A 21858-nucleotide genomic window follows, 5' to 3' on the forward strand; every position below is an offset into this window, starting at 1 on the left:
TGCCACGGTGAGCGCTGCGGGCCTGCGCTGATGTGTCGCGCATTCGCCCTGCTGCATGGATGCGTCGATGCAAACCGCCCACATGGCGATCAGGCGGCAGGCACGCAGTTGCCAGCGCACAGGTGAAGGCGGCCGGGGATCGCATCGCGCCCGGCCACGCATCCGGACAACGACAGCAGTGGACCCGAACCAGATGAAAGCACTCACCTTCAAACGCTATGGCAAATCTCCCGACATCGGCTTCAGCGAGCGCGCCCGCCCGACGCTGCAGCCCGACGAACTGCTGGTCGAGGTGCACGCCGCTGGCGTGAATCCGATCGACAACATGATTCCCACCGGCATCTTCAAACCCGTGGTGAAGTTCGAGCTGCCCGCCACGCTGGGCAGCGACGTGGCCGGGATCGTCATCGATGTCGGCAGCCGCGTCACCCGCTTCAAGCGGGGCGATGCGATTTTTGCCAGCGTGTTCGATCTTGGCCGCGGCACCATCGCCGAGTATGTCGCGGTACCGGAAAGCGCCGCAGCGCTGAAGCCGGCCAATCTGGATTTTGTGCAGGCGGCATCGCTGCCGATGGTCGCGCTCACGTCCTGGCAGGCCCTGAAGGAACGTGCCGACCTGCAGCCCGGCCAGAAGGTGTTCATCCCTGCCGGTTCCGGCGGTATCGGCACCATCGCCATCCAGTTGGCAAAACACCTCGGCGCCACCGTCGGCACCACCACCAGCACCGGCAATGTCGCGCTGGTGAACAGCCTTGGCGCAGACGAGGTAGTCGACTACAGGCAACAGGACTTCGAGACCGTGCTGCGCGGCTACGACATCGCGCTTGGCACGATGCGGGGCGATACGATCGAAAAATCGCTCGCCATCCTCAAGCCCGGCGGCAGGATCGTGTCGCTGGTCGGGCCGCTGGATGCAGCCTTTGCCCGCGCACGCCGGTTGAATGTGGTGCTGCAATTCGTCTTCGCCATGATGAGCCGCAAGATCATCCGTCTGGCGAACAAGCACAACGTCGCCTATTCGTTCCTGTTCGTACGCCCCAATGGCACGCAGCTGGCCAAAATCGGCGAATTGCTCGAAGCCGAACGCATTCGCCCGGTCATCGACAAGGTGTTTGCGTTCGACCAGGCAAAGCAGGCGCTGGAGTATCTGGCGCAAGGCCGCGCCAAGGGCAAGGTGGTCGTCAAGATCAAGTAAGAAGCAGGATGCAGGGCACCCAATCTGCGGCTTGTCTGCAGGGCCCTTGGCGGCATTGTTGCCGCCAAGGAGCCTGCACGGGCGAATTTACGACGTGTCCCACGGGCGGTGAGGGCACCGCACGCTCGACTCACCAGCAAGCGTCGTTTGAGGTGCACAGCAGCAAGCCGAAAGGCGGCTCTTTGATGCAAGACAACGACGTTGCCGTCCGGCTACCGCGAGGATGATGACGAAGCACTTGCTCCGCCATCACCTCGCTGCACACGCTTACATCCCGTGTGCCGCCAGTTGCCCGAGACGCTGCACTGCGACCGACACGGTCGGGTAGTCCAGGGTCTTCTGCTCGGCCACATCGGCGAGCATGGCCAGGGTGAAGCGCAGGCTGGAATCGTCGCGTGCCAGCCAGTTGGCCACCTTGTCCTCGGCACTGCTGCCGGGCAGGGTCAGCACCTGCGCCACCAGTGCGCGTTGATGGGCGGCCAGCTCGTCGCGCAGTACACCACGTGCCACCGCGTGCCAGCGGCCGTTGACCTCCAGCGCGTCGATCTGCTCGAACAACCACGGCAAACGCAGCGCTTCGCCCAGGCGGAAATGCACCTTGGACACGTCCACCGGCTTGAGCTTGCGGGTGCGTGCGGTTTCGATGATGTCGAAGGCCGGTTCCAGATAGCGTAGCTCGGACAACTGCTGCGCCAGCTGCGGCGGTAGGCCCTTGTCCTGCCATTCCTGCACGCTGGCTTCGTACTGCGGGCGCTGCGTATCCGAAAGCACGCCCGAAGCGACACGGATGTCGTTGAACGGGCCGTGGTAACGCTCCACCGCCGCGGTGATGCCCGGCATCTGGCCCGGACGCAACAACAGCCAACGCACGAACGAGCGCTGCAGGCGCCAGATCACTTCCAATGCATCGATCTGCACCGACTCGGGCACCTTGCCGTCCAACGCGTCGATCTGCGTCCACAGCGCGCGTGCATCCAGCGTCTCGCGGCTGATGGTGTAGGCCTTGGCGACCTCGGCGATGCTGCGGCCGGTGTCTTCCTGCATGCGCATCAGGAAGGTGGCGCCCATGCGGTTGATGGTGGTGTTGGTCACCGCGGTGGCGATGATCTCGCGCTTGAGGCGATGACGCTCCATCGCATCGGCGTACTTCTTCTGCAGCGGCTGCGGGAAGTAACGCTGCAATTCCTTGGACAGATACGGGTCTTCGGGAATATCCGATTCCAGCAGCTGCTGGAATGCCACCAGCTTGGAGTACGACAACAGCACCGACAGCTCCGGGCGCGACAAGCCCTGTCCGCGCGCCTTGCGTGCGGACAGTTCGGCATCGGAGGGCAGGAACTCGATCTGCCGATCGAGCAGACCCTGCAATTCCAGCGTGCGGATGAAGTGCTGCTTGGAGCCGAGACGTTTGACGCTCATCCGCTCCATCAGGCTGATCGCCTGGTTCTGGCGGTAGTTGTCCCACAACACCAGGTCGGCCACTTCGTCGGTCATGGACGCGAGCAGCGTGTTGCGCGCGTCGTAGGTGAGCTTCTTGGCCTGCACCATGTCGTTGAGCAGGATCTTGATGTTCACCTCGTGATCGGAGGTGTCCACGCCGGCCGAGTTGTCGATGAAGTCGGTGTTGAGCAGCACCCCGGCCTGCGCGGCCTCGATGCGGCCGAGCTGGGTCAGGCCCAGGTTGCCGCCCTCGCCCACCACCTTGCAGCGCAGCTCGCCACCGTTGACGCGCAGGCCGTTGTTGGCGCGGTCGCCCACATCGGCGTGCGACTCGCTGGACGCCTTGACGTAGGTGCCGATGCCGCCATTCCAGAACAGGTCCACCGGCGCCTTGAGGATGGCGTTCATCAGCTCGTTGGGCGAGAGCTGCTTGACGTCGGATTCCAAGCCCAGGACCTCGCGCACCGGCGCGCTGATGTCGATGGACTTGAGCGTGCGCGGATAGATGCCGCCGCCGGCGCTGATCAGCTTGGCCTCGTAGTCGGCCCAGCTGGAACGCGGCAGCTTGAACAGGCGCTCGCGCTCGGCGAACGAGGCAGCGGCATCCGGATTGGGATCCAGGAAGATATGCCGGTGATCGAACGCGGCCAGCAGGCGGATATGCCGCGACAACAGCATGCCGTTGCCGAACACGTCGCCGGACATGTCGCCGATGCCGACCACGCTGAAGTCCTGGCTCTGGCAGTCGCGCCCCATCGCACGGAAGTGACGCTTGACCGACTCCCACGCACCGCGCGCGGTGATGCCCATGCCCTTGTGGTCGTAACCGACCGAACCGCCGGAAGCGAACGCATCGCCCAGCCAGAAGCCGTGGTCCAGCGCAAGCCCGTTGGCGATGTCGGAGAACGTGGCGGTGCCCTTGTCGGCCGCGACCACCAGGTACGGATCATCCTGGTCGTGACGCACCACTTGCGGCGGCGGCACGATCTTGCCGCCGACGATGTTGTCGGTGATGTCGAGCAGGCTCTGGATGAACAGCTTGTAGCAGGCGATGCCTTCGGCCTGGATCGCATCGCGGTCGCCGCCGACCGGCGAGCGCTTGACGTAGAAACCGCCCTTGGCACCGACCGGCACGATGACGGTGTTCTTGACCATCTGCGCCTTGACCAGGCCCAGCACCTCGGTGCGGAAATCCTCGCGCCGGTCCGACCAGCGCAGGCCGCCACGCGCCACCGCGCCAAAGCGCAGGTGCACGCCTTCCACCCGCGGGCTGTAGACGAAGATCTCGCGGTACGGGCGCGGCTTGGGCAGGTCCGGCACGATCGAAGAATCCAGCTTGAAGCTGATGCAGTGGCCGTGCTTGCCGCTCTTGTCGGTCTGGTAATAGTTGGTGCGCAGCGTGGCGTCGATCACACCGATGAAGCTACGCAGGATGCGGTCCTCGTCCAGGCTGGAGACGCGGTCCATCAGCTTCAGCAGCGTGGCGCGGGTGGCTTCCTGCTGCGCATCGCGGTCGCTGCCGCGCGCCTGCAACACCGGCTCCAGGGCCTTGAGCGTGGCCTCGTCGTCACCGGCCAGCACCGACAGTTCCTCGCGCAGGCGTTCCTGCCCGGCGAAGATCTGCGCCTTGGTCTCGCTGCCGGTGGCCGGATCGAAGCGCGCTTCGAACAGTTCCACCAGCAGGCGCGCCAGCAGCGGGTAACGGGTGAACGTCGCCTCGACATAGGCCTGCGAGAACGGCACCGCGGTCTGCAGCAGATACTTGCAGTAGCCACGCAGCAGCGCGACCTGGCGCCAGTGCAGGCCGGCGGCCAGAATCAGGCGGTTGAAGCCGTCGTTTTCGGCATCGCCGCTCCAGATCCGCTCGAAGGCTTCGCCGAAACCGGCGTCGGCATTGGCAGCGTTGATCTTGCCGGAGGTCGATTCGACCTCGAAATCCTGAATGTAGACCGGCGTCTCGCCGACCTGCAGCCGGTACGGCCGCTCGGAGATCACCCGCAGGCCCATGTTCTCCATCATCGGCATCGCGTCGGACAACGGGATGTCGTCGAGCTGGCGATACAGCTTCAGGCGCAGGCCTTCGCCGGCGTCCAGCCGCACGCCGTCGTCGCGACGGATCTCCTGCAGGCTCAGGTGCAGATCGTCCGGGCCGTCCAGTGCGGCCAGATGCTCGACGTCGGACACCGCCGATTCGATCGACGAGTCCTCGATATAGCCGGCCGGCAGCGCACGCCCGAAGTTGGCGGCCATGCGCAGGCCATTGACCTCGCCATGCCGCGCCACCAGCGCCTCGCGCAGGGCATCGCGCCAGTTGCGCAGCAGATGCGCCAGCCGCGCCTCGAGTTCGGTGGTGTTGAATTCCAGCGCCTCGCCACTCTTGGGCCGCACGATCAGGTGCAGCTGCGCCAGCGGCGACTCGCCCAGCACCACGCTGGAATCGATGTATTCGCCGTGCAGCGCGTCCTTGAGCAAGGCCTCGATGCGCAGCCGCACATCGGTGTTGAAGCGTTCGCGCGGGATGTACACCAGCGCGGAGATGAAGCGGCTGTACTTGTCGCGGCGCAGGAACATGCGGCTGCGCACGCGCTCCTGCAGGCCGAGGATGCCGATCGCGGTGCGATACAGCTCTTCCTCGTTGGACTGGAACAGCTCCTCGCGCGGCAGCGTCTCGAGGATGTGCCGCAACGCCTTGCCGCTGTGGCTGCTCGGGGTCAGCCCGGACTTGCTCATCACGTATTCGTGGCGCTGGCGCACCAGCGGGATTTCCCACGGGCGGCGGTTGTAGGCGCTGGAGGTGAACAGGCCCAGGAAGCGCTGCTCGCCGACGATGCGGCCCTTGGCATCGAATTCCAGGATGCCGATGTAATCCATGTAGCCGACCCGATGCACGCGCGAGCGCGCATTGGTCTTGGTCAGGATCAGCGCATCCTTGAGCTTGGCCGAGGTGTTCAGGCCGTGCGCCGCCAGCGTGGTCACCGGGCGCGCCGGTGAGGTGTCGCGGCCGCGCATCAGGCCCAGGCCGGTTTCTTCCACCGGCGCCAGCACGTCCTGGCCGTCCTGCTTCTCCACGCGGTACTCGCGATAACCGAAGAAGGTGAAGTGATCGGCCGCCGCCCAGCGCAGGAACTCCTGCGCCTCGTGGCGGCTGATGTCGTCCATCGGCAGGCGGCGGGTGGCCAGGTCGTCGGCCAGCATCACCATCTTTTCGCGCATCGACGCCCAGTCGTGCACGATCGCGCGCACCTCGCCCAGCACCTTGCGCACCGCCGCTTCCACCTTGGGCATGTCCTCGGCGGGCTGGCGGTCGATCTCCAGCACCATCAGCGACTCGCTCTTGCCCTCGCCCACCGCGGTCAGCTTGCCGGCCTTGTCGCGCGCAATGCGCAGCACCGGGTGGCCGAGCACGTGCACGCCGATGCCCAGGTCCGACAGCGTCATGCTCACCGAGTCCACCAGGAACGGCATGTCGTCGTTGACGATCTGCAGCAGCGTGTGCGGCGATTCGTAACCGTGGCTCTTCAGGGTCGGGTTGAACACCCGCACGTTGACCGTGCCGGCCTTGCGCGTGCGCGCAAATTCCAGCATGTCCGCCGCCAGGGCCGCCCACTGTTCGGCCGGGTGGTTGGGGAACTCGTCCTCTTCCATGCGCCGGTAGAAGTCGGCGGCGAACAACTGCACCTCGGACTGGCGGGCGGCCGGGTAGCGCTTGCGCAACGCGGCAAACACCGGCTCCAGGGTGACCGCCTGCGGCGCGGTGGCAAGCACGGGGACGGCATGGTCGGCGACCGGTTTGACCGACGTCGTGGACGATTTCGAAGCAGCTTTCTTGGCTGTCATGAGAGCGCTGGGATGCTCGGTGGAAAACCTGAATTGTACCGGCGCCGGATGAAGACGCCTTGCTGCATAGCGCAAAATCCTGGTCGGGCGCCCGCCCCCGGCGCGGCGCAAAAGCACTACCCGACTGCAATTCCTGCAGCGGCGCCGGATTGGCGCCTGCATGGCCAGCCGCCAGACCGCCACAACCGGCAAAGTCCGGCCGGGCGCTTGGGCCACAAGGCGTTGCGCAGACAGAACTGCGACCGTCAAGCCTGTTTAAAAACTAAACTGGACGGTATAGTCTACCGCCATGACCCCCCATTCCCACCGTGCTGCCCGGCGCTCGGACTGCGATCGCCGTATCCATGCGGCTGTGCACGCGCTGCTTGCCGAGCGCGGCATGCGGCTGAGCATGGATGCGGTGGCCGAGCGCGCCGGCTGCTCCAAGCAGACGCTCTATAGTTATTACGGTTGTAAAGAAAACCTGCTGCGCGATGTGCTCCAGGACCATGTGCACCTGGCCACGGTGCCGCTAGGCACCGCCTCGGGCGAGTTGCGCGAGGATCTGCTGGCCTTCGCACTGGCCCACCTTGACCGCCTGAACCGCCCGGATGTGTTACAGACCTGCCGGTTGGTGGAAGCCGAATCGCACCGGTTCCCCGATCAGTCGCAGCAGATCTTCCAGGACGGGGTCGTCGGCATGCAGCAGCGCCTGGCGCAGCGCTTCGAGCAGGCGATGCAGGCCGGCCAGCTGCGCCATGACGATCCGCACTGTATGGCCGAACTGCTGTTGAGCATGATCGTCGGTCTGGATTTCGACCGGCAACGCTTTCAGGTTCCCCACCGCGCCGGCCTTCCCGCCAGGCAGCAGTGGGCGCAATTCGCTGTCGACACCTTCCTGCGCGCATTTGCCGCGGTCGCTGCCACGCCTTCGCTGTCCCCGCTTTCCTTTCTCACTTCAAGACCCTAACGGAGTTCCTCCTGATGATCGCCCCGCTCCGCACATTCGGCCTGGCCTGTGCCATCACCCTGGCGCTGGCTGCCTGCAGCAAGCCCGAACAACAGCAGGCGCCGCCGCCGCCGGAAGTGTCGGTGCTGGAAATGAAGCCGCAGACCCTGCCGCTGGAACGCGACCTGGTCGGCCGGCTGTCGGCGTTCCGCTCGGCCGACGTGCGTGCGCGCGTGGACGGCGTGCTGCTCAAGCGCCTGTACACCGAAGGCACCGACGTCAAGGAAGGCCAGCCGCTGTTCGAGATCGACCCGGCGCCGCTGAAGGCCACGCTGCTGCAGGCGCAAGGCCAGCTGGCCGCCGCCGAGGCGACCTATGCCAATGCCCAGGTCGCCGCCAAGCGCGCGCGCAGCCTGGCCCCGCAGCAATATGTGTCGCGTGCCGACATCGACAACGCCGAAGCCACCGAGCGCTCCTCCGGCGCCAACGTGCAGCAGGCACGCGGCCAGGTCCAGTCCGCCCGCATCCAGCTCGGCTTTGCCAGCGTCACCTCGCCGATCACCGGCCGCGCCGGCATCCAGCGCGTGACCGAAGGTGCGCTGGTGGGCGCCGGTGAGGCGACCCTGCTGACCACGGTCGACCAGATCGACCCGCTGTACGTGAACTTTGCGATGAGCAGCGAAGAGCTCGCCGCCCTGCGCCAGGCCCAGAGCAGCGGCAACGTGCAGCTCAGCGGCGACGGCAAGTCCACCATCAACGTGGAACTGGGCAACGGCACGCAGTACCCGCACCCGGGTACGCTGGATGTGTCGGCGGTGACGGTGGACCCGAGCACCGGTGCGGTGTCGCTGCGCGCGACCCTGCCCAATCCGGAGCAGGCGCTGCTGCCGGGCGCGTTCGTGACCTTCAAGGCCAGCCTTGGCCAGCGAAACAACGCCTACCTGGTGCCGCAGCAGGCCGTGCAGCGCGATGCCACCGGCGCCTACGCGCTGGTGCTGGGCAAGGACGGCAAGGTGGTGCGCAAGAATCTCACCGTCGATGGCCAGCAGAAGGGCCAGTGGATCGTCACCGCGGGCGTGACCCCGGGCGACCAGGTGATCGTCGACGGCGTGCAGAAGGCGAAGGAAGGCCAGCCGGCCAAGGGCGTGCCGTGGGATCCGAACAAGCCGGCGCAGGGCGGCCAGCCCGGCGCACCGGGCGCGGCTCCCGCCGCTGCCCAGGGCGGCGGCGCGCAGGCCGCACCGGCGGCCGACAAGGCCGATGCAGCGGCACCGGCCGCGCAGGAACAGTCCAAGCCGGACGCTGCGGCGCAGCCGGCCGACTCCCAGTCCAAGCAGCAGTAACGGAACCCGGACATGCCTAAGTTTTTCATCGAACACCCTGTCTTTGCCTGGGTGGTGGCGATCCTGATCTCGCTTGCGGGCGTGATCTCGATCCTGAATCTGGGTATCGAGTCGTACCCCACGATCGCCCCGCCGCAGGTCACCGTCACCGCCAACTTCCCCGGCGCCAGCGCTGATACCGCCGAAAAAGCGGTGACCCAGGTCATCGAGCAGCAGCTCACCGGTATCGACCACCTGCTGTACTTCAACTCGTCCTCGGCCGCCAACGGCCGCGTGACCATCACGCTGACCTTCGAAACCGGCACCGACGCGGATATCGCGCAGGTGCAGGTGCAGAACAAGGTGTCGCTGGCCACGCCGCGCCTGCCCTCGGAAGTCACCCAGCAGGGTGTGGTGGTGGCCAAGGCCAACGCCGGCTTCCTGATGGTGGCCGCGTTGCGCTCGGACAACCCGTCGATCAACCGCGACGCGCTCAACGACATCGTCGGCTCGCGCGTGCTCGAGCAGATCTCGCGCGTGCCCGGCGTGGGCAGCACCAACCAGTTCGGCGCCGAGTACGCGATGAACATCTGGTTGAACCCGGAGAAGCTGCAGGGCTACAACCTGTCGGCCACCCAGGTGCTGACCGCGGTGCGCAACCAGAACGTGCAGTTCGCGGCCGGTTCGGTGGGCGCCGACCCGACCCCGGAAGGCATCAGCTTCACCGCCACGGTCTCTGCCGAGGGCCGCTTCAGCTCGCCGGACCAGTTCGAGAACATCATCCTGCGCACCGACAACAACGGTGCCACGGTGCGGTTGAAGGACGTCGCACGGGTCACCGTGGGGCCGAGCAACTACGGCTTCGACACCCAGTACAACGGCAAGCCCACCGGCGCCTTCGGTATCCAGCTGTTGCCGGGCGCCAACGCCCTGAACGTGTCCGAGGCGGTCGGTGCCAAGCTCGACGAGCTGCAGCCGACCTTCCCGCAGGGCGTGACCTGGTTTGCGCCGTACGAATCGACCACCTTCGTGCGCATCTCCATCGAGGAAGTGATCCACACGCTGGTGGAAGCCATCGTGCTGGTGTTCCTGGTGATGCTGCTGTTCCTGCAGAACTTCCGCGCCACCGTGATCCCCACGCTGGTGATTCCGGTCGCGCTGCTGGGCACGTTCTTCGGCATGTACATGATCGGCTTCACCATCAACCAGCTGACGCTGTTTGCGATGGTGCTGGCGATCGGCATCGTGGTCGACGACGCGATCGTGGTGATCGAGAACGTCGAACGCATCATGAGCGAGGAACACCTGGAGCCGAAGGCGGCCACCCAGAAGGCGATGACCCAGATCACCGGCGCGGTGGTGGCCATCACCGTGGTGCTGGCGGCGGTGTTCATCCCCTCCTCGCTGCAACCGGGCGCTTCGGGCGCGATCTACAAGCAGTTCGCACTGACCATCGCCATGTCGATGGGGTTCTCCGCGTTCCTGGCGCTGAGCTTCACCCCGGCGCTGTGCGGCGCGTTCCTCAAGTCGACCCATTCGACCAAGAAGAACTGGATCTACCGCACCTTCGACAAGTACTACGACAAGCTGGCGCATCGCTATGTCGGCGTGGTCGGCCACACCCTCAAGCGCTCGCCGCCGTGGATGATCGTGTTCGTGGTGCTGGTGGTGCTGTGCGGCTTCCTGTTCACCCGCATGCCGGGCAGCTTCCTGCCGGAAGAGGATCAAGGCTTTGCAGTGGCCATCGTGCAGCTGCCGCCGGGCGCGACCAAGATCCGCACCAACGAGGCCTTCGCGCAGATGCGTGCGGTGCTGGAGAAGCAGCCGGCCGTGGAAGGCATGCTGCAGATCGCCGGCTTCAGCTTCCTGGGTTCGGGCGAAAACGTCGGCATGGGCTTCATCCGGCTCAAGCCGTGGGAAGAGCGTGACGTCACTGCCGAGCAGTTGATCCAGCAGCTCAACGGCGCCTTCTACGGCATCAAGGGCGCGCAGATCTTCGTGGTCAACCTGCCCACCGTGCAGGGCCTGGGCCAGTTCGGCGGCTTCGACATGTGGCTGCAGGACCGCTCCGGCGCAGGCCAGCAAGCTTTGACCCAGGCGCGCAACATCGTGCTGGGCAAGGCGGCGGAAAAGCAGGACACCATGGTGGGCGTGCGCCCGAACGGCCTGGAAGACGCGCCGCAGCTGCAGCTGCACGTGGACCGTGTGCAGGCGCAGTCGATGGGCCTGGACGTCAGCGACGTCTACAGCTCGATCCAGCTGATGCTGGCGCCTGTCTACATCAACGACTACTTTTCCGAAGGCCGCATCAAGCGCGTCAACATCCGTGCCGACGACCAGTTCCGTACCGGCCCCGAGTCGCTGCGCAGCTTCTTCAGCCCCAGCGCCACGGCCACCGGTGCCGATGGTCAGCCGGGGATGATTCCGCTGAGCAATGTGGTCAAGGCCGACTGGACCTACGCCTCGCCGGCACTGAACCGCTACAACGGCTATTCGGCGGTGAATATCGTCGGCAACCCGGCGCCGGGCGGCAGCTCCGGCCAGGCGATGACCGCGATGGAGGAGATCGTCAACAACGACCTGCCGCCAGGCTTCGGTTTCGACTGGAGCGGCATGTCGTACCAGGAAATCATTGCCGGTAATGCGGCCACGCTATTGCTGGCGTTGTCGGTGGTGGTGGTGTTCCTGTGCCTGGCCGCGCTCTACGAGAGCTGGTCGATTCCGGTGGCGGTGCTGATGGTGGTGCCGATCGGCGTGCTGGGTGCGATCACCTTCTCGATGCTGCGCGGTCTGCCGAACGATCTGTACTTCAAGATCGGCATGATCACCGTGATCGGCCTGGCGGCCAAGAACGCGATCCTGATCGTGGAGTTCGCGGTGGAGCAGCGTGCGGCGGGCAAGACGCTGCGCGAGGCGACGCTGGAAGCGGCGCATCTGCGCTTCCGCCCAATCCTGATGACCTCGTTCGCGTTCATCCTGGGCGTGCTGCCGCTGGCCATCTCCACCGGTGCCGGCGCCAACTCGCGTCACTCCATCGGTACCGGCGTGATCGGCGGCATGGTGTTCGCCACCGTGCTCGGCGTGATCTTCATCCCGCTGTTCTTCGTGGTGGTGCGCCGCATGCTGGGCGACAAGCTGGACGAACAGTCAAAGGAATACCTGCTCGCGCAGAACGACTCGGGCCCGCATCGTCCGGATCGCTGATCCCGGACATGGCGTAGAACGAAAAGCCCCGGCAGTGCCGGGGCTTTTTTTGGCTGCGCTGCAGTCATGTCTCGTAGGAGCGCACCCGGGCGCGATGAGCTGTACCGGTAACGCCCGTCGCGCCCAGGTGCGCTCCTACGGGGTGGCGGGGATTGGTGACATGGCGTGCTTCGACAGGACCCGCGCAGCGCAATCCGCGACAACCGCCATGCCGTCGTAGGAGCGCACCTGGGCGCGATAGGCCTCACCGGTAACGCCCGTCGCGCCCGGGTGCGCTCCTACGGAGTGGCGGGGATTGGTGACATGGCGTGCTTCGACAGGACCCGCACAGCGCGATCCGCGACAACCGCCATGCCGTCGTAGGAGCGCACCTGGGCGCGATAGGCCTCACCGGTAACGCCCGTCGCGCCCGGGTGCGCTCCTACGGAGTGGCGGGGATTGGTGACATGGCGTGCTTCGACAGGACCCGCGCAGCGCGATCCGCGACAACCGCCATGCCGTCGTAGGAGCGCACCTGGGCGCGATAGGCCTCACCGGTGCCGCCCGTCGCGCCCGGGTGCGCTCCTACGACGAGGGCGGCTAGGTGCGCGGGCGTGCGCCGGTGGAGCCGCGGACCACGCAGCGGCCGGTCATCACCATGCGGCGGATCGGCAGCTGCGGATTGCTCAAACGCTCGAGCAGCAGCGACATCGCCGCGCGGCCCATGTCTTCTACCGGTTGCTCGACCACGGTGATGCCCGGCTCGACCAGGTCGGTCCAGCGCTCGTTGTCGAAGCCGGCCAGGGCCAGGTCGTCGGGGATGCGCAGCCGGGCGGTGCGGGCGGCCTTGAGCGCGCCCATCAACAGCAGGCTGTTACTGGTCACGATGGCGTCGGGGCAGTCAGCGCCGGCCAGCCATTGGCCGACTTCGGCGATCGCCGCTTCGGCGGTGGGCGCCACTTCGCGGTAAGCCGGCGTCAACCCCGGCACCGCCATCGCGGCCAGATAGCCGTTGCGGCGCTCGGTCGCGGTGGTACTGGTGCCGAACAGCCCGCCGATGCGCCGATACCCCTGTGTCTGCAGATGCGCGACCAGCTCGCCCATGGCCGCGGCGTTGTCCAGCACCACGCTGTCGTAGCGGCTGCCGGGGCCGGCGCGGTCCACCAGCACGGTCGGGTAGTCCAGCACCAGCTCGTGCATGCGCCCGACCGTGCTGCGGGTCGGCGCGAAGATCAGCCCGGTGATGCGTTCTTCCTGCATCAATTGCAGGTACAGCGCCTCGCGCTCGGGGTCTTCGTCGGTATTGCACAGGGTCACGCGCATGCCGGCGCGGTAGGCCACCTCCTCCACCGCACGGATCAGCGCGGTGAAGTACGGGTTGCGGATGTCGGCGACGATCACCCCCAGGATGCCGGACTGCTGGGACCGCAGGCGCCGCGCCATCAGGTTGGGCCGGTAGCCGGTCTGGCGCACCGCCGCCTCGACCTTGGCCCGCACCTCCTCGCTGACCGGGCCGGTGCCCAGCGCGCGCGAGACCGTCGATTTGGAAACCCCGGCCACCCGGGCCACGTCATTGATGCTGATACTCACTGGGACCGTTCCCGCTCCATTTGCGCACCTGGGGCCAGGCGCCGTCTCTGGTTCGATGCTAACCCGAAAGCACTACAACGTTTTTGTGCAGCGCACATTGACCTGGAACATGGGAACGTTCCCACTATACTGCCCAGCCCGTCCCCACCCCCGGAGTCCGTCTTGTCCTCTCCGTCGCCAGCCGCCCCCGTCACCCCCGAACTTGTGCGCCTGCGGGCGCATGCCCGCGACAAGGACGACGCCATCGCGCAGGCCGCCCAGTTGCTGGTCGCCGCCGGCTGCGTGGCGCCGGGCTACGACGCCAGCATGCGGCGCCGCGAAGGCCTGGCGAACACCTTCCTCGGCCACGGCCTGGCGATCCCGCACGGCGTCGGCGAAGACCGCCACCTGGTGCGCCGCGACGGCATCGCGGTGCTGCAGTTGCCCGAGGGCGTGGAATGGAACCCGGGCCAGACCACCCGGCTGGTGGTCGGCATCGCCGCCCAGTCCGACACCCACATCACCCTGCTGCGCCGGCTGACCCGCCTGATCCAGGACCCGGCCCAGCTGGAAGCGCTGTTCACCACCGACGACCCCGGCGTGATCGTGGCGGCCTTGACCGGCGACCGCGCACCCGACAGCAGCGCCGCACCGGCCACCGATCTGGCCGAATCCTTCGAATGGACCATCGCCTACCCCAGCGGCCTGCACGCCCGCCCGGCCACGCGTTGGGCCGAGACCGCGCGCGGTTTCTCGGCACGCGCCCAGGTGCGCGCCGGCGACCAGGCCGCCGATGCCAAGAGCCTGGTCGGCCTGCTGCAGCTGGGCCTGCGTGCCGGCGACAGCATCACCGTTTCGGCCGAAGGCACTGATGCGGGTGCGCTGCTCAAGCGCCTGCGCGCAGTGATGGACAGCCTGACCGCGCAGGAAAAGGCCGATGCCGAGCGTGCCGCGCAACGCCGCGCCGCCCCGGTGGCCGGCTGGACGCCGCCGCAGGCGCAGCCGGCCATCGTCGGCATCGGCGCCAGCCCGGGCGTGGCGATCGGCATCGTGCACCGGCTGCGCGCGGCGCAGACCGAGGTGGCCGATCAACCGGTCGGCCTGGGCGATGGCGGCGCGCTGCTGCACGACGCGCTGACCCGCACCCGCCAGCAGCTGGCGGCGATCCAGGACGATACTCAGCGCAGGCTCGGCGCCTCGGACGCGGCGATCTTCAAGGCCCAGGCCGAACTGCTCAACGACACCGACCTGATCACCCGCACCTGCCAGCTGATGGTCGAAGGCCACGGCGTGGCGTGGTCGTGGCATCAGGCGGTGGAACAGATCGCCTCGGGCCTGGCCGCACTCGGCAACCCGGTGCTGGCCGGCCGCGCGGCCGACCTGCGCGACGTCGGCCGCCGCGTGCTGGCCCAGCTCGACCCGGCCGCTGCAGGCGCCGGCCTGACCGACCTGCCCGAGCAGCCCTGCATCCTGCTGGCCGGCGATCTGTCACCGTCGGACACCGCCAACCTGGACACCGCACGCGTGCTCGGCCTGGCCACCGCGCAAGGCGGGCCGACCTCGCATACCGCGATCCTGTCGCGCACGCTCGGCCTGCCGGCGCTGGTCGCGGCCGGCGGCCAACTCATGGATATCGAAGACGGCGTCACCGCCATCATCGACGGCAGCAGCGGGCGGCTGTACATCAACCCGTCCGAGCTGGATCTGGATGCGGCGCGCACGCATATCGCCGAGCAGCAGGCGATCCGCGAGCGCGAGGCCGCGCAGCGCGCATTGCCAGCCGAAACCAGCGACGGCCACCACATCGACATCGGCGCCAACGTCAACCTGCCCGACCAGGTCGCAATGGCGCTGACCCAGGGCGCCGAAGGCGTCGGCCTGATGCGGACCGAATTCCTGTTCCTGGAAAGCGGCAGCACGCCCAGCGAGGACGAGCAGCACGCGACCTACCTGGCGATGGCGCAGGCGCTGGATGGCCGCCCGCTGATCGTGCGCGCGCTGGACATCGGCGGCGACAAGCAGGTGGCGCATCTGGAGCTGCCGCACGAGGAAAACCCGTTCCTGGGCGTCCGCGGCGCGCGTCTGCTGCTGCGTCGCCCGGACCTGCTCGAACCGCAGCTGCGTGCGCTGTACCGCGCCGCCAAGGACGGGGCGCGGCTGTCGATCATGTTTCCGATGATCACCTCGGTGCCGGAGCTGATCACCCTGCGCGCCATCTGCGCGCGCATCCGCGCCGAACTCGACGCGCCGGAGGTGCCGATCGGCATCATGATCGAGGTACCCGCCGCCGCCGCGCAGGCCGACGTGCTGGCGCGCCATGCGGACTTCTTCTCGATCGGCACCAACGACCTGACCCAGTACGTGCTGGCGATCGACCGCCAGAACCCGGAGCTGGCCGCCGAAGCCGACAGCCTGCACCCGGCGGTGCTGCGCATGATCCGCAGCACGATCGAAGGTGCGCGCAAACACGACCGCTGGGTCGGCGTGTGCGGCGGCCTGGCCGGTGATCCGTTCGGCGCCAGCCTGCTGGCCGGCCTGGGCGTGCAGGAACTGTCGATGACGCCCAACGACATCCCGGCGGTGAAGGCACGCCTGCGCGGCACCGCGCTGAGCACGCTGCAACAGCTCGCCGAGCAGGCGCTGAACTGCGAAACCGCTGAACAGGTGCGCGCACTGGAAGCCCAGCGCGAGGGCCAGGCATGAACCTGCACGCCATCACGGTGACGCTGAACCCGGCGATCGACCAGACCATCCAGCTCGACAGCCTGCAGCCGGGTGCGGTGCATCGCGCCAGCAGCGTGCGCAACGATGCCGGCGGCAAGGGCATCAACGTGGCCGCCTGTCTGGCCGACTGGGGCAGCCCGGTCGCCGCGCTCGGTGTGCTCGGGGTCGGCAATGCCGGCGTGTTCGAGGCGCTGTTCCGCGAGCGCGGCATTGCCGATCACTGCCAGCGCGTGGCCGGCGAGACCCGTACCAATCTCAAGCTGGTCGAAGCGCGCAGCAACGACACCACCGACATCAACCTGCCCGGCCTGCGCCTGGGCCAGCCGCACCTGCAGGGCGTGGCCGATCACCTCGCCCCGCTGCTGCGCCCCGGCCTGCCGGTGGTGCTGTCGGGCAGCCTGCCGGCCGGCCTGCCCGACGACAGCTGGGCGCAGCTGCAGGCCCAGGCCAGCGCCGCCGGTGCGCGCGTGCTGCTGGACACCAGTGGCGCGCCGCTGGTGGCCGCACTCGGTGCCGCGCGCCAGGCGCTGCCGTACGCGGTCAAGCCGAACCGCCACGAACTGGAAGCCTGGACCGGCCGCCCGCTGAGCGACCATGCCGCCCTCAGCGCCGCCGCGCACGAACTGATCGCACGCGGCATCCAGCTGGTGGTCATTTCGATGGGGACCGAAGGCGCGCTGTTCGTGCAGCGCGACCAGCGCCTGATCGCGCGTCCGCCGCGCCTGGCGCAGGGCAGCAGCGTGGGCGCCGGTGACGCGATGGTGGCCGGCCTGGCCGCCGCGCTGCTTGGCGAGTCCACCGATCTGGAAAGGTGCGCACGGCTGGCGACCGCGTTCTCGCTCAGCCGGCTGGAAAGCGGCGATGCGCGCCGGCTGAACCCGCAGCAGGTGCGCAAGCTCGCCGGCGAGATCGTCATCGACCCGCTCTCGTAGCAAACGCCCGCGCGAACGCTGGCTGCGCCAGCGCAGCGCGCCGGTGTTTTGCGCAAGACACCACGTATCCCGCCGGCGTTTGCCGGCGACCGAACAACGCAGGAGATTTGCATGTCCTCTTCCATCGTGGTCATCGCCGCTGGCGACCGCAGCACCGAAGCCGTCCTGGCGGCCGAAGCGCTGCGCCGCGCGGCCACCGCCGCAGGGCGCAGCGTGACGATCGAAATCCGCAGCGACCAGGGCGTGCTCGGCGCATTGCCGGGCGAACTGGCCAGCGCCGCCAGCCAGGTGCTGGTGATCGGCGACGCCGATGCCGACACCGCCCGCTTCGGCGACGCGCAGCTGCTGCGCCTGAGCCTGGGCGCGGTACTGGACGACCCGGCCGCCGCGGTGAACCAGCTCGCCGCACCGGCTGCCACCAATGCATCGGCTGCCGCAGCCAGCGCGGGCACCGGCAGCAAGCGCATCGTTGCGATCACCTCCTGCCCTACCGGCATCGCGCACACTTTCATGGCCGCCGAAGGCCTGCAGCAGGCCGCGAAGAAACTCGGCTACCAGATCCGCGTGGAAACCCAGGGCTCGGTCGGCGCGCAGGACGCCCTGACCGACGCGGAAATCCGCGATGCCGACCTGGTGCTGATCGCCGCCGATCGCGAAGTCGACCTGGCCCGTTTCGGCGGCAAGCGCCTGTTCAAGAGCGGCACCAAGCCGGCGATCAACGATGGCCCGGCCTTGATCCAGAAAGCGCTGGCCGAAGCCGGCGTGCACGGCGGCGCGGCGCCGGTCGCAGGCGCCGCCAAGGCCGAAAACACCGGCAACGGCCGCACCGGCGCCTACAAGCACCTGATGACCGGCGTGTCGTTCATGCTGCCCTTCGTCACCGCCGGCGGCCTGTTGATCGCGCTGGCATTCGCGCTCGGCGGCATCTATGCCGGCGACGATGCGCACCAGGGCACGCTGGCCTGGTCGCTGTTCCAGATCGGCGCCAAGGCCGGCTTCACCCTGATGGTGCCCGCGCTGGCCGGTTATATCGCCTACTCCATCGCCGACCGCCCCGGCATCGCGCCCGGCATGATCGGCGGCCTGGTTGCAGCCAACCTCAATGCCGGCTTCCTAGGCGGGATCATCGCCGGCTTCATCGCCGGCTACGGCGTGGCCGCGCTCAACCGCTACATCCGCCTGCCGCGTAACCTGGAAGGACTCAAGCCGGTGCTGATCCTGCCGGTGCTGGGCACGCTGCTGGTCGGGCTGGCGATGATGTACGTGTTCGGCCAGCCGGTGGCCGACCTGCTGGCCTGGCTCACCGCCTGGCTGCGCGGCATGCAGGGCAGCAGCGCGTTGCTGCTGGGCCTGTTGCTTGGCGGCATGATGGCCTTCGACATGGGCGGGCCGGTCAACAAGGCCGCCTATGCGTTCTCCACCGGCCTGATCGCCAGCCAGGTCTACACCCCGATGGCCGCCGCCATGGTCGCCGGCATGACCCCGCCGCTGGGCATCGCGCTCGCCACCTGGGTGTTCCGCAACCGCTTCACCGTGGAAGAGCGCGGCTCGGCCACGGCCGCCGGCGTGCTCGGGCTGGCCTTCGTCACCGAAGGCGCCATCCCGTATGCCGCGCGCGACCCGCTGCGCACCATCCCGGCGCTGGTGATCGGCTCGGCCGTGGCCGGCGCCATCTCGATGACCGCCGGTGCCGAATTGAAGGCACCGCATGGCGGCATCTTCGTGCTGCTGATCCCCAACGCAGTGACCCACCTGCTCAATTACGTGCTGGCCCTGGTGGTCGGCGTGGTGGTCACCGCGGTGGCACTGCGCCTGCTCAAGAAGCCGGTGGCCGACGTGGTCGCCTGACCTTCGGCCACCCCGCCACTGGCGCTTGCCGCCCGCGCATGCGCCACGCCTGATCGCCGCCCCGCTCCACCCCTGACTGGTTTCACCGCTGCGCTGCGCACCCTCGTGCGCGGCCAGCGGCTTGCCCATCCCCTAGCTGTCGCGTTCGCCACCCGGCCACGCCTTCCTTCGTTCGGAGTCCTGCCATGACCGTCCTCGCCCCCCGCCATGCCCGTCCCCGCCTGCTGTGCCTGTCGCTGGCACTGGCGCTGACCCCGCTCGCCCACGCGCAGGATGCCGCCGATGCCTTCAAGCTCAAGCTGGGTTACACCGGCGAAGCCGCCTCGATGATCGATGGCGGCCGCAAGAACGGCGACGCCTATGCCGGCCAGCTGATGGTCGGTACCGACGTCGACATGGACCGCCTGTTCGGCTGGGGCGGCGCCACCGTCAAGCTGTACGTCACCAACCGCCACGGCACCAACCTGGCCAACAGCAGCATCGGCAACAGCACCTCGGTGCAGGAGATCTACGGCGGCCAGGGCACGCGGCTGGCCAACTTCACCCTGCTGCAGAAACTGTTCGACGACCGCCTGGAACTGGAAGCCGGCCGCAGCGTGGCCAACATCCACTTCCTCGGCTCGGACCTGTGCCAGTACTTCCAGGGCAACTCGGCCTGCGGCAACCCCACCTTCGTGTTCCGCACCAGCAATTTCACCTACTGGCCGGTGTCCAGCTGGGCCGCGCATGCCACCGCCTGGGTCACGCCCAAGGTCTACGTGCATGTGGGCGCCTACGAGGTGAACCCGGTGCAGGCCCAGGACGGCCAGCACGGGCTGAAGTGGAGCACCGACGACACCACCGGCGTGGTGGTGCCTTACGCGGTCGGCTACAAGAACAAGGGCGGCGACGGCAGCATGGCCGCGATGTACGAACTGGGCGGCTGGCAGGACAACTCCGACTACACCGACCCGCTGCGCGACCGCAACGGCAACCCGGCCGTGCTCAGCGGCCTGGGCTACGAGAACAAGCAGGGCCGCTCGGGCATGTTCGCCCGCTTCGAACAACAGGTCACCAACCCGGATCCGTCCGGCGCCCGAGGCCTGACCGTGTTCGGCGCCATCCTCAAGAGCACCGGTGGTCAGGCGATCGAGGACCACTTCGTGCAACTGGGCCTGGTGCAGAAAGGTACCTTCGCCAGCCGCCCGCAGGACAACATTGCGTTCGTGATCACCCAGCAGAAATACAGCGACGAAGCCATCGAAAACCTGCGCCTGGCCCGCGCCTCGGCCGGCGGCACCGGCACCCCGGCCGACAACCAGATCATGATGGAGCTGAGCTACGGCATCCAGGTCACCAAGCGCCTGCGCATCGCGCCGAACCTGCATTACGTGATCAACCCCGACCAGTTCAACGAACCGACCCGCACCAACGATCTGAAGAATGCGTTGATTGCGGGCATGCGGATCGACTGGAATCTGTAAGTCCGCGAGGATCGGTGCGTGCGTTGCAGGACGATGCAGCGCACTTACCTAGCTTGGTAGGAGCGCGCCTGAGCGCGATGAGGCATTCCCGATAAAGCCCGGTCGCGCTCAGGCGCGCTCCTACGACGCATTGCACTGCATGGCTGACCTGGTTTCGGCGGGTTTAGCCAGCGCACTTCGCCTTGCTCCGTAGGAGCGCACCCGGGCGCGATGAGGCGTTACCGATAAAGCCTCGTCGCGCTCAGGCGCGCTCCTACGATACGTCGCGTTGCCCTGCTCGATGCGCCAAAACGAAAAAACCGCGCAGCGCGCGGTTTTTTCGTGATCGAAGATCGATGACCAATCAGGGACGACGCGCCAGCGCCTCCACGTCCTTGGCCTTGGGCAGCAGATCCTGCTTGGTGACGGCGAACGGCCCGATGCTCAGCATCGGCACTGCCACGATCACCGAGGAGATCACCACGATCACCGCGCCGATCATGTGCGTCTCGGCCAGGCCTTCCATCGACTCGCCGCCGTAGATGTACAGGGCCAGTGCCGACAGGAAGAACATCACCGCGGTGATCACCGTGCGCGACAACGTCTGGTTGATCGAGCGGTTCAGTACTTCCAGCGGCTCCACCCGCAACGCGCGGAAGTTTTCGCGCACGCGGTCGAACACCACGATGATGTCGTTGATCGCAAAGCCCATCACCGACAACAGGCCGGCCAGCACGGTCAGGTCGAACTCGCGGCCGGTCAGCGACACGAAGGCCACGGTGACCAGCAGGTCGAACAAGGCGGTCAGGCTGGCGACCACGGCGAACTTCCACTCGAAGCGGAAGGCGATGTAGATCAGAAAACCCACCAGCATGAACACCGTGGCGTACACGCCGTTCAAGGCCAGGTCCTTGCCGACCTGCGGGCCGACGAACTCGCCCGGCTGTACGGTGGCGGGATTCTGCGCGGTGCTGACAGCCTTGCGCACTTCTTCGGCGACGGTGGTTGCGGCATCGTCGCGGTTGTTGTGCTGCTCGCGCGCCTGCAGGCGGATCATCACTTCGTTGCCGCCGCGCGCGTTCTGCACCTGGGCGTTCTCGAAGCCGGCCTTGGCCAGCTGCTCGCGCACCTGATCCACGTCCACGGTCTTCTGGAACGAGGTCTGCACCAGCGTGCCGCCGGTGAATTCCAATGCGTAGTTGAAGCCCTTGCCGACGATGACGCCGACCGAGGCCACCGCGATCACCAGCATCAGGATCAGCACCGGCTTGCGCAGGCGCATGAAGTCGATCTTGGTGTCGTTGGGAATGAGATGGAGCGGGAACAATTTCATGGAAAAGATCTTCCGTTTAGACGTTGCGCACCGTCAGGATGCGCAACGCTTGCGAAGGGATTCATCCCCCGCCCCCAGCAGCGCGCTGCGGAGGCAAGGCCGGAC

The 21858-nt window shown here is 67.4% G+C and carries 11 protein-coding genes; 8 read left to right on the forward strand and 3 right to left on the reverse strand.

What is annotated here, in order from left to right:
* The first annotated feature begins 55 nt into the window (after positions 1-55).
* On the forward strand, positions 56-1195 hold the full coding sequence (locus tag ACCQ04_RS12230; RefSeq protein WP_345778032.1) for an NADP-dependent oxidoreductase: 1140 nt from the start codon (positions 56-58) through the stop codon (positions 1193-1195).
* Positions 1196-1462: 267 nt separating this feature from the next.
* Here the strand turns inward: ACCQ04_RS12230 and ACCQ04_RS12235 are convergent, their stop codons facing one another.
* On the reverse strand, positions 1463-6472 hold the full coding sequence (locus ACCQ04_RS12235; RefSeq protein ID WP_104576080.1) for an NAD-glutamate dehydrogenase: 5010 nt from the start codon (positions 6470-6472) through the stop codon (positions 1463-1465).
* A gap of 289 nt (positions 6473-6761) precedes the next feature.
* Here ACCQ04_RS12235 and ACCQ04_RS12240 point away from each other — a divergent pair, with 289 nt between their 5' ends.
* Genes ACCQ04_RS12240 through ACCQ04_RS12250 form a run of 3 tightly spaced genes read left to right on the forward strand, consistent with a single transcriptional unit; the run spans position 6762 to position 11926 of the window.
* On the forward strand, positions 6762-7421 hold the full coding sequence (locus tag ACCQ04_RS12240) for a TetR/AcrR family transcriptional regulator (protein ID WP_046343139.1): 660 nt from the start codon (positions 6762-6764) through the stop codon (positions 7419-7421).
* 14 nt (positions 7422-7435) lie between these two features.
* Positions 7436-8743: an efflux RND transporter periplasmic adaptor subunit gene (locus ACCQ04_RS12245; protein ID WP_226427653.1), complete on the forward strand. Its 1308-nt coding sequence runs from the start codon at positions 7436-7438 to the stop codon at positions 8741-8743.
* A gap of 12 nt (positions 8744-8755) precedes the next feature.
* Positions 8756-11926: a multidrug efflux RND transporter permease subunit gene (locus tag ACCQ04_RS12250; RefSeq protein ID WP_065031636.1), complete on the forward strand. Its 3171-nt coding sequence runs from the start codon at positions 8756-8758 to the stop codon at positions 11924-11926.
* Positions 11927-12505: 579 nt separating this feature from the next.
* Here ACCQ04_RS12250 and ACCQ04_RS12255 read toward each other — a convergent pair.
* Positions 12506-13495 carry a LacI family DNA-binding transcriptional regulator gene (locus ACCQ04_RS12255; protein WP_226427652.1) on the reverse strand — a complete coding sequence of 330 codons (990 nt, stop codon included), beginning with the start codon at positions 13493-13495 and terminating at the stop codon, positions 12506-12508.
* Between the two features lie 162 nt (positions 13496-13657).
* On the opposite strand from ACCQ04_RS12255, the gene ptsP reads away from it, so the two are divergent.
* The 4 genes from ptsP to ACCQ04_RS12275 all read left to right on the forward strand — a co-directional run bounded on the left by ptsP (position 13658) and on the right by ACCQ04_RS12275 (position 20441).
* Positions 13658-16177 (forward strand): phosphoenolpyruvate--protein phosphotransferase, encoded by a 2520-nt coding sequence (gene ptsP, locus ACCQ04_RS12260; protein ID WP_154832193.1) that lies wholly within the window; start codon positions 13658-13660, stop codon positions 16175-16177.
* Positions 16174-17130, forward strand: a complete 957-nt coding sequence (gene pfkB, locus ACCQ04_RS12265; protein ID WP_226427651.1) for a 1-phosphofructokinase — start codon at positions 16174-16176, stop codon at positions 17128-17130. Before ptsP ends, pfkB begins: the two co-directional genes overlap by 4 nt.
* Positions 17131-17241: 111 nt before the next feature.
* On the forward strand, positions 17242-18978 hold the full coding sequence (locus ACCQ04_RS12270; RefSeq protein ID WP_104568308.1) for a PTS fructose transporter subunit IIC: 1737 nt from the start codon (positions 17242-17244) through the stop codon (positions 18976-18978).
* 185 nt (positions 18979-19163) lie between these two features.
* Positions 19164-20441 carry a carbohydrate porin gene (locus ACCQ04_RS12275; protein WP_016904598.1) on the forward strand — a complete coding sequence of 426 codons (1278 nt, stop codon included), beginning with the start codon at positions 19164-19166 and terminating at the stop codon, positions 20439-20441.
* Between the two features lie 343 nt (positions 20442-20784).
* On the opposite strand, the gene secF is transcribed toward ACCQ04_RS12275, so the two are convergent.
* Positions 20785-21753, reverse strand: a complete 969-nt coding sequence (gene secF, locus ACCQ04_RS12280) for a protein translocase subunit SecF (protein WP_016903296.1) — start codon at positions 21751-21753, stop codon at positions 20785-20787.
* Positions 21754-21858: the final 105 nt, after the last annotated feature.

Origin of the sequence: Xanthomonas sp. NCPPB 2866, from assembly GCF_041475745.2 — a bacterium.
Lineage (GTDB): Bacteria > Pseudomonadota > Gammaproteobacteria > Xanthomonadales > Xanthomonadaceae > Xanthomonas > Xanthomonas arboricola.